Source organism: Myxococcus sp. AM011 (genome assembly GCF_013372595.1).
GTDB lineage: Bacteria > Myxococcota > Myxococcia > Myxococcales > Myxococcaceae > Myxococcus > Myxococcus eversor.
Window position 1 is genome coordinate 1 of record NZ_JABXEM010000241.1, and the last position, 17887, is coordinate 17887.

General features: G+C 68.8%; 16 protein-coding genes and 1 pseudogene. 14 read left to right on the forward strand and 3 right to left on the reverse strand.

Going from position 1 to position 17887, the window contains the following annotated elements:
• The 3 genes from HUW62_RS49195 to HUW62_RS36235 all read left to right on the forward strand — a co-directional run.
• On the forward strand, nt 1-1250 hold a 1250-nt coding region (locus HUW62_RS49195), incomplete at its 5' end, for a uracil-DNA glycosylase family protein (protein WP_368670567.1).
• A 25-nt stretch (nt 1251-1275) separates the two neighbouring features.
• Entirely contained in the window at nt 1276-2283 is a 1008-nt protein-coding gene (locus HUW62_RS36230; protein ID WP_163864415.1) for an esterase family protein, read from the forward strand.
• 197 nt (nt 2284-2480) lie between these two features.
• Nucleotides 2481-3512 (forward strand): L-erythro-3,5-diaminohexanoate dehydrogenase, encoded by a 1032-nt coding sequence (locus HUW62_RS36235; RefSeq protein ID WP_163864731.1) that lies wholly within the window; start codon nt 2481-2483, stop codon nt 3510-3512.
• A 24-nt stretch (nt 3513-3536) separates the two neighbouring features.
• Here the strand turns inward: HUW62_RS36235 and HUW62_RS36240 are convergent, their stop codons facing one another.
• Nucleotides 3537-4157 carry an ankyrin repeat domain-containing protein gene (locus HUW62_RS36240; protein ID WP_176437031.1) on the reverse strand — a complete coding sequence of 207 codons (621 nt, stop codon included), beginning with the start codon at nt 4155-4157 and terminating at the stop codon, nt 3537-3539.
• Nucleotides 4158-4292: 135 nt separating this feature from the next.
• Nucleotides 4293-5825, reverse strand: coding sequence for a catalase (locus HUW62_RS36245; RefSeq protein ID WP_163864417.1), 1533 nt, complete (start codon nt 5823-5825; stop codon nt 4293-4295).
• A gap of 259 nt (nt 5826-6084) precedes the next feature.
• On the opposite strand from HUW62_RS36245, the gene HUW62_RS36250 reads away from it, so the two are divergent.
• The 10 genes from HUW62_RS36250 to HUW62_RS36295 all read left to right on the forward strand — a co-directional run bounded on the left by HUW62_RS36250 (nt 6085) and on the right by HUW62_RS36295 (nt 15774).
• Complete coding sequence (locus tag HUW62_RS36250; protein WP_163864418.1) at nt 6085-7635, forward strand: lysine 5,6-aminomutase subunit alpha; 1551 nt, start codon at nt 6085-6087, stop codon at nt 7633-7635.
• Nucleotides 7632-8108, forward strand: a complete 477-nt coding sequence (locus HUW62_RS36255; RefSeq protein WP_163864419.1) for a hypothetical protein — start codon at nt 7632-7634, stop codon at nt 8106-8108. Before HUW62_RS36250 ends, HUW62_RS36255 begins: the two co-directional genes overlap by 4 nt.
• Nucleotides 8109-8112: 4 nt before the next feature.
• Nucleotides 8113-8898, forward strand: a complete 786-nt coding sequence (locus HUW62_RS36260) for an OAM dimerization domain-containing protein (protein WP_163864420.1) — start codon at nt 8113-8115, stop codon at nt 8896-8898.
• On the forward strand, nt 8895-9293 hold the full coding sequence (locus HUW62_RS36265; RefSeq protein ID WP_205522603.1) for a hotdog fold domain-containing protein: 399 nt from the start codon (nt 8895-8897) through the stop codon (nt 9291-9293). Before HUW62_RS36260 ends, HUW62_RS36265 begins: the two co-directional genes overlap by 4 nt.
• Nucleotides 9290-10117 (forward strand): 3-keto-5-aminohexanoate cleavage protein, encoded by an 828-nt coding sequence (locus tag HUW62_RS36270; protein ID WP_163864421.1) that lies wholly within the window; start codon nt 9290-9292, stop codon nt 10115-10117. The genes HUW62_RS36265 and HUW62_RS36270 overlap by 4 nt, the downstream gene beginning before the upstream one ends.
• Before the next feature lie 151 nt (nt 10118-10268).
• Nucleotides 10269-11045 (forward strand): SDR family NAD(P)-dependent oxidoreductase, encoded by a 777-nt coding sequence (locus tag HUW62_RS36275; RefSeq protein ID WP_163864422.1) that lies wholly within the window; start codon nt 10269-10271, stop codon nt 11043-11045.
• Nucleotides 11035-11829 (forward strand): class I SAM-dependent methyltransferase, encoded by a 795-nt coding sequence (locus tag HUW62_RS36280; protein ID WP_176437032.1) that lies wholly within the window; start codon nt 11035-11037, stop codon nt 11827-11829. The genes HUW62_RS36275 and HUW62_RS36280 overlap by 11 nt, the downstream gene beginning before the upstream one ends.
• A gap of 177 nt (nt 11830-12006) precedes the next feature.
• Nucleotides 12007-12396 (forward strand): hypothetical protein, encoded by a 390-nt coding sequence (locus HUW62_RS36285; protein ID WP_163864423.1) that lies wholly within the window; start codon nt 12007-12009, stop codon nt 12394-12396.
• A gap of 121 nt (nt 12397-12517) precedes the next feature.
• Nucleotides 12518-14740 carry a serine/threonine-protein kinase gene (locus HUW62_RS36290; RefSeq protein ID WP_176437033.1) on the forward strand — a complete coding sequence of 741 codons (2223 nt, stop codon included), beginning with the start codon at nt 12518-12520 and terminating at the stop codon, nt 14738-14740.
• Between the two features lie 98 nt (nt 14741-14838).
• Nucleotides 14839-15774 (forward strand): hypothetical protein, encoded by a 936-nt coding sequence (locus HUW62_RS36295; RefSeq protein ID WP_255203851.1) that lies wholly within the window; start codon nt 14839-14841, stop codon nt 15772-15774.
• Nucleotides 15775-15777: 3 nt separating this feature from the next.
• Here the strand turns inward: HUW62_RS36295 and HUW62_RS36300 are convergent, their stop codons facing one another.
• Nucleotides 15778-17334: a ChaN family lipoprotein gene (locus HUW62_RS36300; protein WP_163864424.1), complete on the reverse strand. Its 1557-nt coding sequence runs from the start codon at nt 17332-17334 to the stop codon at nt 15778-15780.
• Nucleotides 17335-17449: 115 nt separating this feature from the next.
• Here HUW62_RS36300 and HUW62_RS36305 point away from each other — a divergent pair.
• Nucleotides 17450-17887 (forward strand): annotated as a pseudogene (locus tag HUW62_RS36305) (hypothetical protein); the annotation flags it as partial.

Here is a 17887-nt window from a genome sequence, read left to right on the forward strand (position 1 = left end):
GGGCTCACCATGGGGATGGGCGGATGGCCCCCACCGACGACCGCTTCCTTGCGCTTGGTCTCGCTGTCCGATACCGATCCAGCACCGTGAACGACGACTCGCCCGATGTCTCGCAGGAACTGAGCGCCGTGCTCGAGGACGTGCGCCGCCACCTGCTCTGGCAGGAGGACGGCGCGGGTCGGATGCTGATGATCGACGCCAAGGCGGCGGCCGAGCTCCAGCGTCTCGCCCCGTCCTTGCGCTCGCGGTTCACCCGGCCCGGTGGCGCGGCCGAGCCCACGGCTGCTTCCCCCGAGCGCCGACTGGGGCCCTCGCAGGGCGCACCGCCTCCCCTGGCCGAGCGCCGCTCCGACTCCTCGCAGTCGCCGCCCGTGACGACGCCTCCCGCCGCTCCCTCGCTGGCCGAGCGGCGCCCCGCGCTCACGCAGGCGACTCCCGCGACGCCTCCTGTCGGCGCGCCGCCTCCCATGGCCGAGCGCCGCGCGGGTCCGCCAGCGGGTCCGCTCGATTCGAGCCGCGCGACGCCTTCGGGGCCGATGGCTCGTCCGCCGACCGAGGCCCCCGCGGCGCCGCTCGCGCCGCTGTCCCGGCCCGCCGCTCCCGCATCCACTGGCATGTTGCTCGACGTGCCCCGGTCGTCTCCGGGTGGAACCACCGCGCTGCCGGGCAGTGTGGACGGTGAGCGGCCGACGCTGGACCAGGTGCGTCGCGAGCTGGGGGACTGCCGGCGCTGCAAGCTGTGCACGGGTCGCAAGAACATCGTGTTCGGCACGGGCAACCCGCGCGCGGAGCTGGTCTTCGTGGGCGAGGGGCCCGGTGAGAACGAGGACCTGCAGGGCGTCCCCTTCGTGGGCGCCGCGGGTGACCTCTTGACGAAGATGATTGAAGCGATGGGCTTCCGTCGCGACGACATCTACATCTGCAACGTCGTGAAGTGCCGGCCCCCGGGCAACCGCAATCCAGAGCCGGACGAGATCGCGGCGTGCGAGCCGTTCCTCCGGGCGCAGCTCGCGGCCATCCAGCCCAAGGTCGTCGTGGCGCTGGGCAAGTTCGCCGCGCAGACGTTGCTGCGCGATTCCACGCCCATCACCCGGATGAGGGGTGCCTGGCGCGTTTATGAGGGCATTCAGCTGATGCCCACCTTCCACCCCGCGTACCTGCTCCGCAATCCGGCGGAGAAGCGCAAGGCGTGGGAGGACCTGCAAGCCGTGATGAAGATCTTCGGCAAGAACCCGGGCTCGCGCGCATAGCGGAGCACGGAGAGGGGAGACTCGGATGAAAGGGTTGTTGGAAACGCGCGAGGTGCAGTCGCCCGCGTTGGAGTCCAATCCGTTGGGCGACCCGGCCCGACGCCGGCTCACCGTGTACCTGCCGCCGGGTCATAGCGAGGGAGACCGTCGCTTCCCGGCCGTGTACTTCCTGCATGCGTTCGGCAGCGGCGGAGGAAGCTGGACGAATTCCTCGGGCTTCGCGCCCTCCGTGCCGGAGCGACTGGATGCGCTCATCGAGTCCGGCGCGGTGCCGCCCGTCATCGGAGTGTTCCCCGACGGCTGGACGTCCCTGGGCGGCAGCCAGTGGATCAACAGCGACGCCATCGGCCGCTATCGGGACTACCTGGCCAAGGACATCGTCGGCTTCGTGGACCGCACCTTCCGCACGCTGCCCAAGGCGGCGTCGCGTGCGGTGCTGGGACACAGCTCGGGCGGGTACGGCGCGCTGGTGATGGGCCGCTACCACCCCGAGATTTTCTCGCACCTGGGCGCGCACTCGGCGGACTCGTATTTCGAATACTGCTACCTGCCGGACCTGCCGAAGGCGGCGAACGTGCTGCTCAAGGCGGGTGGCATCGAGGCGTGGCAGGGCGAGTTCCGCCAGCGCGTGCGCGAGACGAAGATGCGCGGCGATGACTTTCCGGTGGTGAACACGCTGGCGATGGCGGCGGCGTACTCGCCGAAGAAGGGTGAGCCGCTCAACCTGGAGCTTCCCTTCGATATGCAGACGGGCCGGCTGAAGCTCGACGTGTGGAACCGCTGGCTGGTGCAGGACCCGGTGCGCTTCGTGCCCAAGTTCCTGGATGCCTACAAGAAGCTCAAGACGGTCTATCTGGACTGCGGCACCCGCGACGAGTTCAACCTGCGCTGGGGCACGCGCATGCTGGCGGACGACCTCAAGAACGCCGGCGTGGAGCTGGTGCACGAGGAGTTCGAGGACGGCCACTCCGGCGTGAGCTATCGCTTCGAGCGCTCGTTGTCGGTGCTGCTGCCGAAGCTCGCGACGGAGTAGCGAGGAGGGCGCGGCATCGGTCCAGGGTGGCCCCCAAGGCGGACCTGGGGGCCCGGGACTGATTGCCGCGCGACGTCATCCCCCGGAAGCGTGACGTGGCGCTGGCCATGCCCCCGGGGGAGCGGGTAGAGGCAGAGCGCCCGCGCGCCACGGTGGCTGGGGTGGTGGGCGTGGATGACCTTCAGGGAGATGGGAACATGAGCAACGACCTCTACGGGCTGTCTCGCGTCGTCGGAGAGAAGGGCGTGCTGCCGCAGCGTGCGCGGAAGCTGGACCCCTCGCTGCCGTGCCGCGACTCGGAGGTGCTCATCGACGTGGAGAGCCTCAACATCGACGCGGCGTCCTTCAAGCAGATCAAGGGCGAGGTGGGGGGCGACGCCACGCGCATCGGCGAGCGCATCCAGGAGATCGTCCGGGAGCGGGGGAAGATGCAGAACCCCGTCACGGGCTCGGGCGGCATGCTGATTGGCCGGGTGAAGGAGATTGGCGCGAAGCACCCGGCGAAGGGGCAGCTCCAGATAGGAGACCGCATCGCCACCCTGGTCAGCCTGACGCTGACGCCGCTGGTGATTGACGAGGTGAAGGCCGTCCACGTGGACATCGACCGGGTGGACATCCGAGGGCACGCGCTGCTCTTCGCCAGTGGCATCTTCGCGAAGCTCCCGTCGGACATGCCGGACACGCTGGCGCTGGCGGCGCTGGACGTGTGTGGCGCGCCCGCGCTGGTGGCTCGGTACGTGCGTCCGGGCATGACGGTGGCGGTGCTGGGCGCGGGCAAGAGCGGGGCGCTGTGTCTGGCGCAGGCGCGGCGCAACCTGGAGAGCCGGGGCAAGCTCATCGCGCTGGACGTGTCGCAGCCCGCGCTGGACATGTTGTCGGCCATTGGCCTGTGTGACGTGGCGCTGAAGGTGGATGCCACCCAGGGCGTGGACGTGATGGAGGCGGTGAGCCAGGCCACGGACGGGCAGCTCTGCGACCTGGTGGTGAACTGCGCCAGCGTGGGCAACACGGAGATGGCCACCATCCTCTCGGTGAAGGACGGCGGCACGGCCATCTTCTTCTCCATGGCCACCAGCTTCACCACGGCGGCGCTCGGTGCCGAGGGCGTGGGCAAGGACGTCACCATGCTGGTGGGCAACGGCTACGTGCCCGGCCACGCCTCGCTGACGCTGGCGCTGCTGCGCACGGAGCCGGAGCTGCTCCAGCTCTTCGCCACGCGGTACGTCTGAGCGAAGCGGGCGCTTCCGCCCGCGCTACCTCGCGGCGGAGGAGTCGCTCGGGGCCACGGGAGCGGGGATGACGGGGGCCTGGGGCTCGGTCTGGGTGCGCGCCCAGTCGTCGACGCTCCGGCCGCTCGCGTCGCGAGCCTCGGGTGACGCGCCCTTCTCGCGGAGCTGGTCGACGACCTCCTGTCGTCCGAAGAGCGACGCGAACATCAGCGCCGTCTGGCCCAGGCTGTTGGCCTGGTCCACGGCGCAGGGCTGCTGGTTCAGCAGCGTGACGACGTCGCGGTAGCCCTTGAAGGCCGCGCCCATCAGTGCGGTGTTGCCGCGCTTGTCTCCCGCGCACGCATCCGCGCCGGCGGCGAGCAGCGCGCGCACGGTGTCCAGGTGGCCGTGGTACGCCGCGAGGATGAGCGGCGAGAAGCCTCTCGAGTCGCGCGCCTCCACGGGCGTGCCGGCCTTCAGCAATCCCGTGACGATCTCCGTATCGCCGACACGCGAGGCGGCGAGCAGGTAGTTCTCCGCCTCGCTCGTGGCCAGGAGGCGCCCCTGGGGCGCGGGCTCCGCGCGCAAGGAGAACCAGGCGGCGGTCAGCACCGCGCACACCAGCACCAGCAGGCCGAGGGCTCCGAGCAGCAGCTTGCGAAACATGGTCGTCCTCCAGACGAAGTCTGCGGGAGAAGTCCGGGGCACGGGGGCGCGAGCTGGCCCATGCCCTGGTCTCCTCAAGAGGGGAGGGCCCCGGCGACACGCTGGCGCCGGGACCCGAGTGAAACACCGCGAGCGTCAGCGCGTGGCGAGGGGAGCCACGGCGGCCTTGGCGTCGTCCACCTTCACGCCCACCGCGTTGGCCAGCTTCGTGCCGTACTCCGGGTTGGCGACGTAGAAGTGGCCGACCATGCGCGCCTTCACGCGGGCGTCGCGCACCTGGCCCAGGTCCGCGGCCAGGTTCTTCACCAGCCGGTCCTTCGCGGCGGCGTCGAGCGCCACGTAGAAGACGCCCGCCTGGGAGAAGTTGTCCGTCTTCTCGATGGGCTGCTGCTGCGTGGTGCCGGACAGCGGGGCGCGCGAGAAGAGGTCGGCGGGGGACTCCTGCGACTCACGGGCGATGCTCGGCTCGTAGTTCACGTCCGACTTCGTGTTGGCGAAGTTCATCCCGCCAGCCTGGTTGTTGCTGTTCACCGAGGCGCGCGAGCGGTTGATGGGCAGGGACTGGTAGTTGGCGCCCACGCGGTAGCGCTGCGTGTCCGCGTAGGAGAAGAGCCGGCCCTGGAGGAGGCGGTCCTCGGAGGGCTCGATGCCGGAGGGCTGCACGCCGGGGGAGAACGCGGCCTGCTCGGTCTCCTCGAAGAAGTTGTCCGGCATCTTGTTGAGGATGAACTTGCCCAGCTTGACGGAGGGCACCTTGTCCTCCGGCCAGATCTTCGTCGGGTCCAACGGGTTGAACGCGAAGCCGTCCAGGTCCTTGGGGTCCAGCACCTGCGCGGACAGCTCCCACGCGGGGAACTTGCCCGCGCCAATGGACGCGTACAGGTCGGAGGTGGCGTGCTGGTGGTCCTCGCCCGCGGTGCGCGCGGCCTCCTCGGAGGTCAGGCTCTTGATGCCCTGCTGCGAGGCCCAGTTGAACTTGACGTAGCGGTACTCGCCCTTGGCGTTGACGAACTTGAAGGCGTGGACGCCGTGTCCGTTCATCTGGCGGTAGTTCGCCGGGATTCCGATGTCCGAGTACAGCTGCGTCAGCATGTGCGTGGACTCGGGGATGTGGGAGAAGAAGTCGAAGAAGCGGTTCGGGTCCTGCTTGTTGTTGATGGGCGACGGCTTCAGCGAGTGCACCATGTCCGGGAACTTGATGGCGTCGCGGATGAAGAAGATGGGCAGGTTGTTGCCCACCAGGTCCCAGTTGCCCTCGTCCGTGTAGAACTTGAGCGCGAAGCCGCGAGGATCCCGCAGCGTCTCCGGCGAGCCGGACGGATGGATGACGGTGGAGAAGCGGACGAACATGGGCGTCTTCTTCCCCTTGCTGGAGAAGACGGACGCGCGCGTCAGGTTGGAGAAGTTGCCGTAGCTCTCGAAGACACCGTAGGCGCCCGTGCCACGCGCGTGGACGACGCGCTCGGGAATGCGCTCACGGTCGAACCGGGCCAGCTTCTCGATGAGGTGGAAGTCCTCCAGCAGGATGCCGCCGCGCGGGCCGGCCGTCTTGGAGCTCTGATTGGTGCCCACGGCGGCACCGGTGTCCGTGGTGAGGGGCGGCGGATTGGCGGCGAAGGCCGGAACACTGAGCAGCGCGGCCGTCAGCAACAGGGAACGGGTTTTCATGCGAAGTCTCCTCTCGGGGGATGAGGCGCCCCGCTCCAGAGCACGCGCCGTGCCGTTCCTTGGAATCCAATAACTCCAACGGGTTGCCGTGTCGCCAATCGCGGCGCTCACCGGCATATCGGTGGAAACACCGCCGGCTCGGTGGGGTGGATCACCGTTTTTTCGGTGCGGACGTTTCCCAACCGATAATGCGGTGCGGCAGCGCGTTCGGGTATGCTTCGGCGCTTCCTGTAGGCGTTCGGGCGGGTAAGGTGCGCCCATGCCAGGCCCGTTCATTGACGACGCGCAGATTGCGCATGCGCGCACTCTGGCGGAGGAGATCGTCAACCCGATCTTCGACCTCATCCGCCGTAACACCACTGTATCGATTGAGCGCACCGTGTTGCGCTTCTTCGGAATCTCCGGGGCAGGCGCGCGAGGGGTGCCGCTCGCCAACCTGATGGTCGACAAGCTCAAGGCCGCCGGGGTGCTCAACCGGGGCGCCGCCTATTGGTATGGCCGGGCGCTCCACCTGGGCGCCAAGAGCCCGCTGGAGGCCGTGGAGCGGCTGACGGCGCTGCCGACGGACAAGCTCGGTCCGCTGTCTCCGGAAGTCGAGCAGAACCTCCGTGCCGAGGTCCGCGCCGAGGCCCGCTCCGCGCTGGAGGACATGAAGTCCCGCCTCGCCGCGCGCGATGCGCTCCGCCAGCAGTTCCCCATGTCGCCGGCGCCGCACAAGTACGTCATCGTCGCCACCGGCAACATCTACGACGACGTGGACCAGGCTCGGGCCGCGGCCCAGGCGGGCGCGGACGTCATCGCCGTCATCCGCTCCACCGCGCAGTCCCTGTTGGACTACGTGCCTCACGGCGCGACGACGGAGGGCTACGGCGGCACGTACGCCACCCAGGAGAACTTCCGCATCATGCGCGAGGCCCTGGATGAGGAGAGCATCAAGCTCAAGCGCTACATCCAGCTCACCAACTACTCGTCCGGCCTGTGCATGTCGGAGATCGCCTTCTGCGCGGCCTACGAGAAGCTGGACATGCTGCTCAACGACGCGATGTACGGAATCCTCTTCCGTGACATCAACATGCGGCGCACGTTCATCGACCAGTACTTCAGCCGCCGCATCTGCGCGCTCGCCGGCATCATCATCAACACCGGCGAGGACAACTACATCACCACGGCGGACGCGTTCGACGCGGCCCACACCGTCATCGCCAGCCAGTTCATCAACGAGTGCTTCGCCAAGCGCGCGGGCCTCAAGGACTGGCAGCTGGGCATCGGCCACTCGTACGAAATCGACCCGTACCGGGACGACACGCTCCTGTTGGAGCTGTCGCAGGCGATGCTGGTGCGCCGCTGCTTCCCGGACGCGCCGCTGAAGTACATGCCGCCCACCAAGCACAAGGAGACGGACATCTTCTTCAGCCACGCATACGACGTGATGGCGGACCTGGTGGCCATCTGGACGAAGCAGGGCATCCAACTGCTCGGCATGATGACGGAGGCCATGCACACGCCGCTGCTCGCGGACCGGTTCGTGGCGCTCAAGTCCGCCAACTACATCCACCGCGCGGCGCGGGGCATCGACGAGGAGTTCACCGTCCGCGAGGACGGGAAGATCGCCAACCGGGCCCGCGAGGTGTTCGGCCAGGCGATGAAGCTGCTCCAGGAGTGCCGCGACGAAGGCATGGTGGCGGCCATTGGCAAGGGTCACTTCGGCGACGTGAAGCGCGAGGAGACCGGCGGCAAGGGGTTGGACGGCGTGATGGAGAAGGCTCCCGATTACTTCAACCCGTTCCTGGAAATCCTGGAGGCAACATGATGCTCGGTACCATCCTGACCGTGGTGATGGCCGCTGGCGGTTCGGCGGACTCGCTGGCGCAGTTCCAGGTGAAGAACGTGGGCGTGCAGGTGCCCGCCGCGTGGAACCGCTCCGCCGAGGACGGGACGACGAAGTTCACCGCGCCCAGCGGCGACGCGTACTTCCTGGTGGACGTGGGCTCGGTGCAGACGGCGGGCATGAAGGCCCAGGTCTGCGTGGACAAGATTGTCGCCAGCATCGGCGGCGCCAACTGGGTGGCCCTCAAGGTGGGCGGGCAGCCGGCGGCGAAGCGGTTGGACTCGGACAATTCGACGAACGGCGGGGTGGTGGACACGGTGACGTACGTCGGGTGCGATGGGCGCACGACGTGGTCCGTCGTCTTCCACATGGAGCAGGCCAAGAAGGACCGCTTCGCCGCGCTGGCCGACAAGGTGGGCACCAGCGTGAAGATTCAGCGGGGCATGGGGAAATGAGCCGATGGTGAAGCCCAGCAAGCAGATCATCCGTCCCTACGGAGACCGTCGGGACGACGGCGTCGTGCAGCTCTCGTTCACGCTGCCGGTGCCCCTGTCGGAGAAGGCCAAGGAGGCCGCCGCCGTCTTCACGAAGAAGATGGGGTTCTCCGACGTCAAGGTCGCCGCGGCCGAGCGCGCCGCGGACAACTACACGTTCTTCATCGTGTACGCCCGCTCGGGCATGTACCTGGACTACGCCGAAATCGACGTGCCGGAAGTCGTCGTGAAGAAGATGTCCTTCGACGACCTCAACGCCTTCATCAAGGAGAAGGTCGGCCGTCGCATCGTCGTGTTCGGCGCGTGCACCGGCACGGACACGCACACGGTGGGAATCGACGCCATCCTGAACATGAAGGGCTACGCGGGCGACTACGGCCTGGAGCGCTACCCCGGGTTCGAGGCGTTCAACCTGGGCAGCCAGGTGCCCAACGAGGACCTCATCAAGAAGGCCCTGGCGAAGAACGCCGACGCCATCCTGGTGAGCCAGGTCGTCACGCAGCGCGACGTGCACAAGGACAACTCCCGGCACTTCATCGACGCGGCGAAGGCGGCGGGCATCCACGGCAAGGTGCAGCTCCTCCTGGGCGGCCCGCGCGTGGACCACAAGCTGGCGCTGGAGCTGGGCTTCGACGCCGGCTTCGGTCCCGGCACCAAGCCGTCCGACGTGGCCAACTACATCGTCCACGCGCTCCTGAAGAAGGAAGGCAAGGAGCCGAAGGACGCCCACTACCAGGGAGAGCCGACGTGAGCACTGGGACGAAGGCCATCATCCGCCTGCGCATGAGCAGTCACGATGCGCACTACGGCGGCAACCTGGTGGACGGGGCGCGGATGCTCGGCCTGTTCGGCGACGTGGCCACGGAGCTGTGCATCCGGGCGGACGGCGACGAGGGGCTGTTCCGCGCGTACGACTCGGTGGAGTTCCTGGCCCCGGTGTACGCGGGGGACTTCATCGAGGCAGAGGGCGAAATCATCAGCGCGGGCAACACGTCGCGGAAGATGCGCTTCGAGGCCCGCAAGGTCATCCGGCCCCGCACGGATGTGAATGATTCGGCGGCGGACCTGTTGCCGGAGCCCATCGTCGTGTGCCGTGCTTCGGGCACCTGCGTGGTTCCCAAGGACAAGCAGCGAGGCCAGCGATGAGCACTCCCATGGTCATCACCGCGGCGATGGTCGGCGCGGAGACGACGCGCGAGCAGACGCCGCACCTGCCCATCACCGCCGATGAAATCGCGGAAGACGCCGTGCGCTGTCGCGAGGCCGGCGCGGCGATGGTGCACCTGCACGTGCGCACCGCGGACGGCAAGCCGTCCCAGGACGCGGAGCTGTTCCGGGCCGCCATCCGCGCCATCCGCAAGCGCACCGATGTCCTCATCCAGACGTCCACCGGTGGCGCGGTGGGCATGACGGTGGACCAGCGCTGTGGTCCGCTGACGCTCACGGGAGAGGACAGGCCGGACATGGCCACGCTCACCACGGGCACGGTGAACTTCGGCGAAGAGGTGTTCTGGAACCCGCGTCCCCTGGTGCGGGACATCGCCAAGCGCATCCGCGCGCTGGGCCTCCGGCCGGAGCTGGAGTGCTTCGACGTGGGCATGCTCGACGAGGCCCGCTATCTGGCGAAGGAGGGCCTGGTGGACCTGCCGGCGCACTTCGACTTCGTGCTCGGCGTGCCGGGTACGCTGCAGGCGCGGCCGGAGGTGCTGGACTTCATGATTGCCTCGCTGCCGGAGGGGAGCACCTGGACGGTGGCCGCGGTGGGCCGTCACCAGCTCCCGTTCGTGGACGAGGCGGCGAAGCGCGGCGGCAACGCGCGGGTGGGTCTGGAGGACAACATCTACGTGTCCAAGGGCGTGCTCGCGAAGGGCAACTGGGAGCTGGTGGCCGAGGCCGCCAAACGGGCTCGGGCCCACGGCCGCGAGCCAGCCACGCCGGAGCAGGCGCGCAAGCTGCTGCGCCTGAGCTGATGCACTCCGACGCCGACGCGCTCTTGCCGCGTCGGCGTCTTCTTTTCCATGTCAGCAATCACGGGCCCCTCGCGTCGGCAGCCGCCGGACGCCACCCGTCTGCCCGGATTCCGGCGCGACGGGGCCCCAAGTCTTCCGAGGAGCCATCTGAATGGACACGGAGCTGAAGGGCAAAGGCATCCTGGTGACGGGCGGCGCGGGAGGTATCGGCACCGCGCTCGTCCGAGCGTTCTCCGAAGAAGGCGCGAAGGTGGCGGTGCACTACCGCTCCCGCGAAGCCCAGGCGCGAGCGCTTGCGCAAGAAGTGGGCGGCGCGGCGGTGGGCGCGGACCTGACGGTGGAGGCGGAGGTGGATGCCCTCGTGCCCGCGTCGGTGGCCGCGCTGGGCCGGCTGGACGTGCTGGTGTGCAACGCGGGCGTGTGGCCCGCCCCGGATGAGCCTGTCTGGCAGATGTCGCTGGAGCGCTGGCGTCGGACGCTCGCGGAGAACCTGGACAGCGTCTTCCTGTGTTGCCGTGCGTTCCTCCGGCACGTGTCCACCACGGGCGTGGGCAACATCGTCATCATCAGCTCCACGGCGGGCCTGTTCGGCGAGGCCGGGCACTCCGACTACGCGGCGGCGAAGGGCGCGCTGGCGAACGGCTTCGTGCGCAGCCTGAAGAACGAGCTGGGCCGCATCGCCCCGCTGGGCCGGGTCAACGTGGTGTGCCCCGGCTGGACGGCGGTGGACCGCAACCGCTCCAAGCTGGAGGGCGAGGGGTTCGTGAAGCGGGTGACGCGCACCATGCCGCTGCGCAAGGTGGGCCAGCCCGAGGATGTCGCGCGCGTGGTGGTGACGCTCGCATCGGATCGCATCTCCGGCCACGTGACGGGTGAGGTCATCACCGTGGCGGGAGGCATGGAAGGAAGGGTGCTGCATGACGACTGAGTCGATGGACGTGCGGAAATACAACCGCGAGGCGTGGGACCGGCAGGTGTCGGTGGGAGACAGGTGGACTGTGCCGGTGACGCCGGAGGTCATCGCCGCGGCGAGGCGCGGGGAGTGGAGCATCGTGCTCACGCCCACCAAGCCGGTGCCGCGCGAGTGGTTCGGTGAAGTCGCTGGAAAGCGGGTGCTGTGCCTGGCGGGTGCGGGCGGACAGCAGGCGCCCGTGCTGGCGGCGGCGGGCGCGAGGGTGACGGTGCTGGACAACTCGCCCGCGCAGTTGGGGCAGGACCGCAAGGTGGCGGAGCGGGAGGGCCTGGAGCTGCGGCTGGTGGAGGGGGACATGAAGGACCTCTCCGTGTTCGAGGACGGCGGCTTCGACCTCATCTTCCACCCGTGCTCCAACGCCTTCGTGGATGACGTACGGCCCGTCTGGCGAGAGGCCTTCCGCGTGTTGCGCCCAGGCGGAGTGCTCCTGTCGGGCATCAGCAATCCGGTCATCTTCCTGTTCGACCCGGACCTCCAGGAGCAGGGGGTGATGCAGCTCAAGTACAAGATGCCGTACTCGGACTTCACCAGCCTCACGGACGCCGAGCGCCGCCGGTACACCGACAAGGGTGAGCCCCTCTGCGTGGGACACTCGCTCCAGGACCAGTTGGGCGGACAGCTCGACGCGGGCTTCCTCCTGGCGGGCCTGTTCGAGGACCGGCACGTCGCGGGCGACAAGCTCTCCGAGCACTTCGACGGCTTCATCGCCACCCGCGCCGTGAAGCCGGGCGCGCCCTGAGCATGTAGGGGTGGTGACTGGACGGAGGGCGGGCAGGCGGTAGGGGAGGGGACCTGCTCCCACCGGGTGCCGGCGGCGTGGATTTAACCTTCTTCTCCACGCGGGGTTCTTCCTGGCAACGAGGACGCGAGCGGGTGTGCCGCTCGCGTCCAGTTCCACCGACTGGAGAGTCCCACCATGCGTCAAGGTTTCCTGCTGCGTTCCGTTGTCGCTGCTTCGCTGTTGTTCTCCGTCCCGGTGCTCGCCGAGGACGCCGCGCCCGCGCCCCAGGGCCAGGAGGGCCACCATGGGGGTCGATATGGCCACAAGGGCATGAAGGGAGAGCGGAAGCTGGCCAGGATGGAGCACCGCCTGGACCGCGCCGTGTCCGAGGGTCGTCTCTCGCAGGCGCAGGCGGACCAGTTCAAGACGGAGGCCCGCCAGCTTCGCGACGAACTGAAGGCCCAGCGTGACGCGGCCGGCGGTCAGCTCTCCGAGGACCAGCGCCTCCAGGCTCGCGAGCGCGTCCGTGCCCTGCGCGCGAAGGTGAAGGCCGCCGTGCAGGCCAACGCGCCCACCAAGACCTGAGTCCGACCCGCAGGTTCCCATGGAGCGTGAGGCCTTTCAGAGACAGGCCAGGCGCTGACTTCGTTCCATGTCGTGCCGCGACAGTCCCCTGGAGGGGCCCCTGCGCACGATGAATTCTGGAATGGTAGTTTCCCCTGACATGGGCAACCCGGGGCAGACGCAGTTTGGTCGGTACGAATTGCTGGAGCGCCTGGGCGCGGGTGGGATGGCGGAGGTGTACCGGGCCCGGTATCCGGCGGCTCCTGGCGTCATCAAGTCCGTGGTCATCAAGCGGGTGCTCGGTGTCTATGCGTCGGACCCTGAGTTCGCGGAGATGTTCCTCAATGAAGCCCGTATCTGCGTGCGCCTGAGTCATGGCAACGTGGTGCAGGTCTTCGACTTCGGGGAGGTGGACGGCGAGTATTTCCTGGCCATGGAGTGGGTGGATGGCCAGCCGCTTTCCCGGGTGCTGAAGCGGGCGAGCGCGAAGGGCCTTCCCAGACTCCCCACGCCCATCGCCGCCGGCATCGCCATCGACATGTGTCGAGGGCTGCACTACGCGCATACCCTGGTGGATGAGCAGGGTGAGCCGCTCGGCCTGGTGCACCGCGATATCTCCCCGGACAACGTGTTGATGAGCTTCGAGGGGGAGGTGAAGATCTCCGACTTCGGAATCGCCAAGGCCCGGCTCGCGGGCCGCGTGGAGACAGAGGCCGGAGTGGTGAAGGGCAAATACCTGTACCTCTCGCCGGAGCAGGCGCGAGGCGAGGTGCTGGACGCACGCTCGGATGTGTATGCGGTGGGCGTGGTGCTGTACCAGATGCTGTGCGGACAGCTCCCGAACGAAGGCGATGAGCTGGAGGTGATGACCCGCACCGTCGAAGGGCGACTGACTCCAGCGCGGCAGTTCAATCCGACGCTGGACGCGGCCATGTTGGAGATCCTCCAACGCGCGTTGATGAAGTCACGGGACGACCGCTACAGGACAACGGAGGCGCTGCAGCAAGCCCTCTCCGATTGGCTGAGCACGAACGCGCCGCTGTTTCCCACGAACACCCGCAAGCATCTGACGAGCTGGCTCTTTCAGGACGAGCTGGCCACGCGCAAGCGCATCCCGGCGCTTCCCTCCGAATTCCTATCGCAGCTCGAGTCGTGGCGAGCCCCCGCCGACGTCAATGCGCTCGGGCCAAGGAGCCAGCGGTCCGCGGCGACACGGGTCGTACGCGCGAAGTCCCAATCTTCCGCCCCCCACGCCAGGACGTCCGAGCCGCCAGGCGCGGCCTTCGAGCTGGATGTGGCGGAGGTGGCGCCAGGAGCCCAGCGAGCAGCTCGGAAGGGTTCCCTGGGCTGGCGCTGGGGAGCTCTCATCGCGTTGGGGCTCGGGTTGCTGGGCATGGGCATCGTCTGGCGTGGCTCCAAGACGGACGCCGCGACAGAGGCGCTCACGACGAAACAGGACAACGTGCGTGTTCCGGCGGCGCCCGAAGTTCCTCCCATACTGGCGGAGCCCGAGGTGGGGTCCCCGCCGGTCGCCGCCGAGGTTGTTCCCTCACAGGATGATGCCAAGGTCGCCCCGCGGGGCGACGAGAGCGTCGAGGCTTCCGCGTTGGGCGAGCGCAAGGAGGCGGAGCCGGAAGTCGAGCCTGCCTTGGACACGAAGGTGTCGATGGAGCAGGAGCCGCCCGCGCTGGCCGTGCTTCGCGAGTCCGGACAGTCATTCAATCCCATCCAGCGGGCACATGAGTTGGTGCTTGAGCCCACGGAGCGCTACTCGCTGCGCACGCTGGGCACGTATGGCTTTACCTGGTCCAAGGCGCTGGACGGCACGCGTGCGGCGCCCTCCTCCAGTCGCGTCCTCGCGTTCATCGCCGACCCCGAGGTGCCGCCAGAGCGGCGGCTGTGGACGCTGACCACGGACTCCCAGACGGTGACGGGCATCACGCGGATGTGGCTGTTCGTCCTGTGGGGCCAAGAGTGGGCGCTCACGCGGCCCCACATGATGGAGATCGACGTTCGTTCGCTCAGTGGAGGCGCGAAGCAAGGCCGGTCCCTGAACGTCGTCGACTTCGCGAGCGAACTCGCCCCCGAGCATCGCTTCACGGTCCGGAACCTACGGCCCGGGCTTCGGTATGCCGTGGAGATCCGGGCCTCCCACGAACGGCCGCGCAGCCCCGTGGTGATGATCGCCGTGCCGGCCGCGCCGTTTCGCCTCCGCGTCGCCGGGCAGCCCTCGGACGAGCGATTGCACGTGCTCGACGTCGGCCGGCACATCCTGTCGGGAGCGTCGGAGCTGTGGTTCTCCCTGCCGAGATGGGCGGACGACGCGGAAGTGGAGATGGAAGTCTCCGTGGAGGCCGCTCCCTGAACCTCCCGGACCCGCGAGCAAGCGGCCGTGTTGCCGACCCGCACGCGCAGCGTGACGGACCCCGGGGAATCGCGCAGACTCGCGGCACGAGGTCTCGCATGCGGCTGGTGCTGTCCCTGGTGGTGTTCGTGTCACTCGTCGGCTGCGGCGCGCATTCAACGCGCGCGTTCCTGGGCGACGCCGCGGCTCCCGCTCCCTCGCGAATCCCCGTGGACGACGCGGAGTTGCTCCGGGTCCAGGCCCGCGCCCGGTACATCGTCGAAGCGGAGCGCGCCGCCATTCGCGCCACGGACGTGCTGATGGAGAGCAAGGACGTGGACCTGAGCCCGTCCCGGATGCAGATGCACCTCACCCTGCCTCATGGTGGCGCCTGGTACGGCCTCTTCGGCCGGGTCGACGACGCGGGGAAATTCATCCCGGCCTATGCGTTGAAGGCTCCCCACGAGGAGCCCGAATGGATGGAGCTCATCCCCTTGAACACGCTCCCCATCGACTTCAGCCCCATGGCCCGCGCGGTGAGGACGGCGAAGACCATCACCGTGGAGACCTTCGGTCGGACCAGCGTCAACCCCGTGGTCCTCGTGGATGCGTCGGGCGACATCACCGTGTACACGCTGCAGGGGACCAGGGACCCGAAGCGCTTCTTCTATGGCGGCGACTTCCGCTTCCGCTTCGCTCCGGATGGCAAGACGCTGCGCGAGCAGGTGAAGCTGCACCCGAGCGTCATCGCGGTCGACGTGGCGCCCATCACCGAGGACGCCTCGCGGATGGATGCGCACCTGCACCAGACCTTCAAGGGACCGCTGGAGACGGAGCTGGCCTTGCTGATGCTCTATCCGGAGCTGACGTCGCTGGCGGTGGGCCACGTCGACACGGCGGTGACCTACGTCCTGTTTCCGGATGGCGGCATCAGCGTCGTCACCGAGGACAACCCCGCGTCCAGGCGCGACCTCCTCCCGGATGGCACCTTCGCGTCCCCTCCCGCCGCGCCGAAGCCCCCAGAGGCGGAGGCCCCCGAGGCACGCGCTCGGTGAGACTCAGTCCCGCAGCCGCTCGGCCCAGGTGAAGTACACGGTGCGCGCGTCGGCGAACGGATCTCGAAACAGGGCGCGGACCTCCGCCTTCGCCAGCCGGCCCTCGTCGAAGGCGCGGTAGAGCCTGTCCCCGAGCAGGTAGCCCAGCGCGTGGCTGACGCCGTGGAACAGCCGGTCCTTGCGCAGGGGCAGCAGCTTCACCGCCTCTTCGGGCGCCTCCAGCTCCGCGGCCTTGTGCGCCAGCACGAAGGCGGAGACCTGTCGCTCCACGCCGCGACTCTCGCCGAAGCGACGGGCCCAATCGGCCAGCCCCAGGCACGTGCGACGCGGGTTCACCAGGCGGGAGCCGAAGAAGCCCAGCGCCTCCTCCATGCACCGCGCGTAGAACGCCTCGGAGGCCGTGCGCGGCGCCTCCATCGCGCTGCCCACCGCGCAGTGCCGCACGAAGTGCGCGGCCTCCTCCGCCGCGTGGTTCAGTGACAGCGAGGCCAGATACGCCGTCCGCGCTCGCGGGATGTAGCTGCTCTCCCGCGACAGGATGTGGCGGCGCAGCTGTGACAGCTCCGCCTGCGTGAAGCGCCCGCGTCGCTGGATGCGCGCCAACACGTCGCCATCCGCCACCGTGGCGACCTCCACCGACTCCAGCGCGCGCACCACCGGCACCCCGGCGAGGCGGCCGATCAGCGCCGCCATCTCCCGGAACCGCTCCGAGGCACCCCGGTCCATCAAGGGCGAGTCGCCGGCCTCGGCCTCCAGATAGTCGAGGAAGCTCTGCTGACAGACGACGGGAGAGGCGTTGAGCAGGCACACCGTGTCGTCGGCCAGCTCCACCGCTTCGGCCACGCCCATGCGTCCGTCGCGGGCCAGCCGCCACCAGACGCCTTCCGCGTTCTGGTACACGACCAGGCCGCGACGCGTGTCGTCGCCGAGCGCGCGCTCCACCTGCGCGGGCAGGTGACACGGCGCGACGTGGTACTGGCCCACGAGGACGAGGACGAGCGGACGGTCCTCGGCACGGGCCGCCCGGGCGATGCGCTCCGCGGCGTAGGCATCCCTCAGCGCGAGCGAGCGCTCACCCTGGGCACGCCGGTCGATTCCGACGACCTCCAGGCGGTGGCGCCGGGCGAAGGCGAGCAGGGTGCGCAGCGGGGCGCCCGGGCCGAATCCCGCACCATCCGTGTCACCGCCCAGCTTCGCCAGGAGGGAGCGCTCCGAGAGGCGGCCGGAGCGCCAGGCATCGACCGAGGTCTGGTGACGTCCCTCGATGCACTCGAGGGCCATCACGACGCGGCGTCCCGAGGTGAGCGCGTGCTCCACCAGCTCGAGGTAGGTCTGCTGCGCCAGGGGCAGCGTGTGGTAGTCGCCCACGTACACCACGTCCGAGGCGAGCACGCGTTGGTGCACGTCGGCCAGAGGCAGGACGCGCCGATAGCTGGCGGTACGCCGCCGGTAGCGGGCCTCGTAGGAGCGGAAGGCATCTGTCTGCCCGTCCACCACGCGGGCGATTTGTGCCCGCTGACGACGGAAGAGGGCAAGGTGCAGGGCGAGCGAGTCGCGCATGGAGTGCGGCGATCCCTCGCACGGCCCTGGAGACCCGGCAAAAAATCAGCGGCACGCGGCCTCGGGGCTCCCTTCCTTGACTCGGGGAGGGGGGCAATGGACCATCCCCTTCAGCTTGAAGAACACACTCGCGCGCGCGACCCTCCTCAGCTTCGTGCTCTTCCTGGCGGTACCTGTCCGTGCCGAGGAGCCTTCACTTCTTCACTCCGCTCCGACCAAGGCCGAGGCCAACCTGCCTCTGCGGCTGGACGGCACGCTCGTGGAGGGAAGCCGCATCCTGGAGATGTACGTCCGCTACCGCGGCCCGGGTGAGCCCTTCGCCCGCGTGCTGATGGAGCGCCAGTACGGCGACCTCTACCGCGGCGTCATCCCCGCCGAGCACATGGTCCCGCCAGGCGTCGAGTACTACGTCGAGGGCCTCACCGCCGACGGTGAGCGCATCCCCATCTTCCAGACCGCCGCGCGGCCCGCCCGTGTGTTCGTGGCCGGAGAGGTCTCCACGACGGCGAGCCGGCCCGGCCCCTCGGAGCCGCTCGTCGGCGGAGATGGAGAC

What these genes read in the sequence shown, in the direction of transcription:
- HUW62_RS36280 (WP_176437032.1), top strand. Translation starts at nt 11,035, where the DNA reads ATGACGACTGAGTCGATGGACGTGCGGAAATACAACCGCGAGGCGTGG.
- HUW62_RS36270 (WP_163864421.1), top strand. Translation starts at nt 9,290, where the DNA reads ATGAGCACTCCCATGGTCATCACCGCGGCGATGGTCGGCGCGGAGACG.
- HUW62_RS36300 (WP_163864424.1), bottom strand. Translation starts at nt 17,334, where the DNA reads ATGCGCGACTCGCTCGCCCTGCACCTTGCCCTCTTCCGTCGTCAGCGG.
- HUW62_RS36230 (WP_163864415.1), top strand. Translation starts at nt 1,276, where the DNA reads ATGAAAGGGTTGTTGGAAACGCGCGAGGTGCAGTCGCCCGCGTTGGAG.
- HUW62_RS36295 (WP_255203851.1), top strand. Translation starts at nt 14,839, where the DNA reads ATGCGGCTGGTGCTGTCCCTGGTGGTGTTCGTGTCACTCGTCGGCTGC.
- HUW62_RS36235 (WP_163864731.1), top strand. Translation starts at nt 2,481, where the DNA reads ATGAGCAACGACCTCTACGGGCTGTCTCGCGTCGTCGGAGAGAAGGGC.
- HUW62_RS36290 (WP_176437033.1), top strand. Translation starts at nt 12,518, where the DNA reads ATGGTAGTTTCCCCTGACATGGGCAACCCGGGGCAGACGCAGTTTGGT.
- HUW62_RS36245 (WP_163864417.1), bottom strand. Translation starts at nt 5,825, where the DNA reads ATGAAAACCCGTTCCCTGTTGCTGACGGCCGCGCTGCTCAGTGTTCCG.
- HUW62_RS36285 (WP_163864423.1), top strand. Translation starts at nt 12,007, where the DNA reads ATGCGTCAAGGTTTCCTGCTGCGTTCCGTTGTCGCTGCTTCGCTGTTG.
- HUW62_RS36260 (WP_163864420.1), top strand. Translation starts at nt 8,113, where the DNA reads ATGGTGAAGCCCAGCAAGCAGATCATCCGTCCCTACGGAGACCGTCGG.
- HUW62_RS36275 (WP_163864422.1), top strand. Translation starts at nt 10,269, where the DNA reads ATGGACACGGAGCTGAAGGGCAAAGGCATCCTGGTGACGGGCGGCGCG.
- HUW62_RS36250 (WP_163864418.1), top strand. Translation starts at nt 6,085, where the DNA reads ATGCCAGGCCCGTTCATTGACGACGCGCAGATTGCGCATGCGCGCACT.
- HUW62_RS36255 (WP_163864419.1), top strand. Translation starts at nt 7,632, where the DNA reads ATGATGCTCGGTACCATCCTGACCGTGGTGATGGCCGCTGGCGGTTCG.
- HUW62_RS36240 (WP_176437031.1), bottom strand. Translation starts at nt 4,157, where the DNA reads ATGTTTCGCAAGCTGCTGCTCGGAGCCCTCGGCCTGCTGGTGCTGGTG.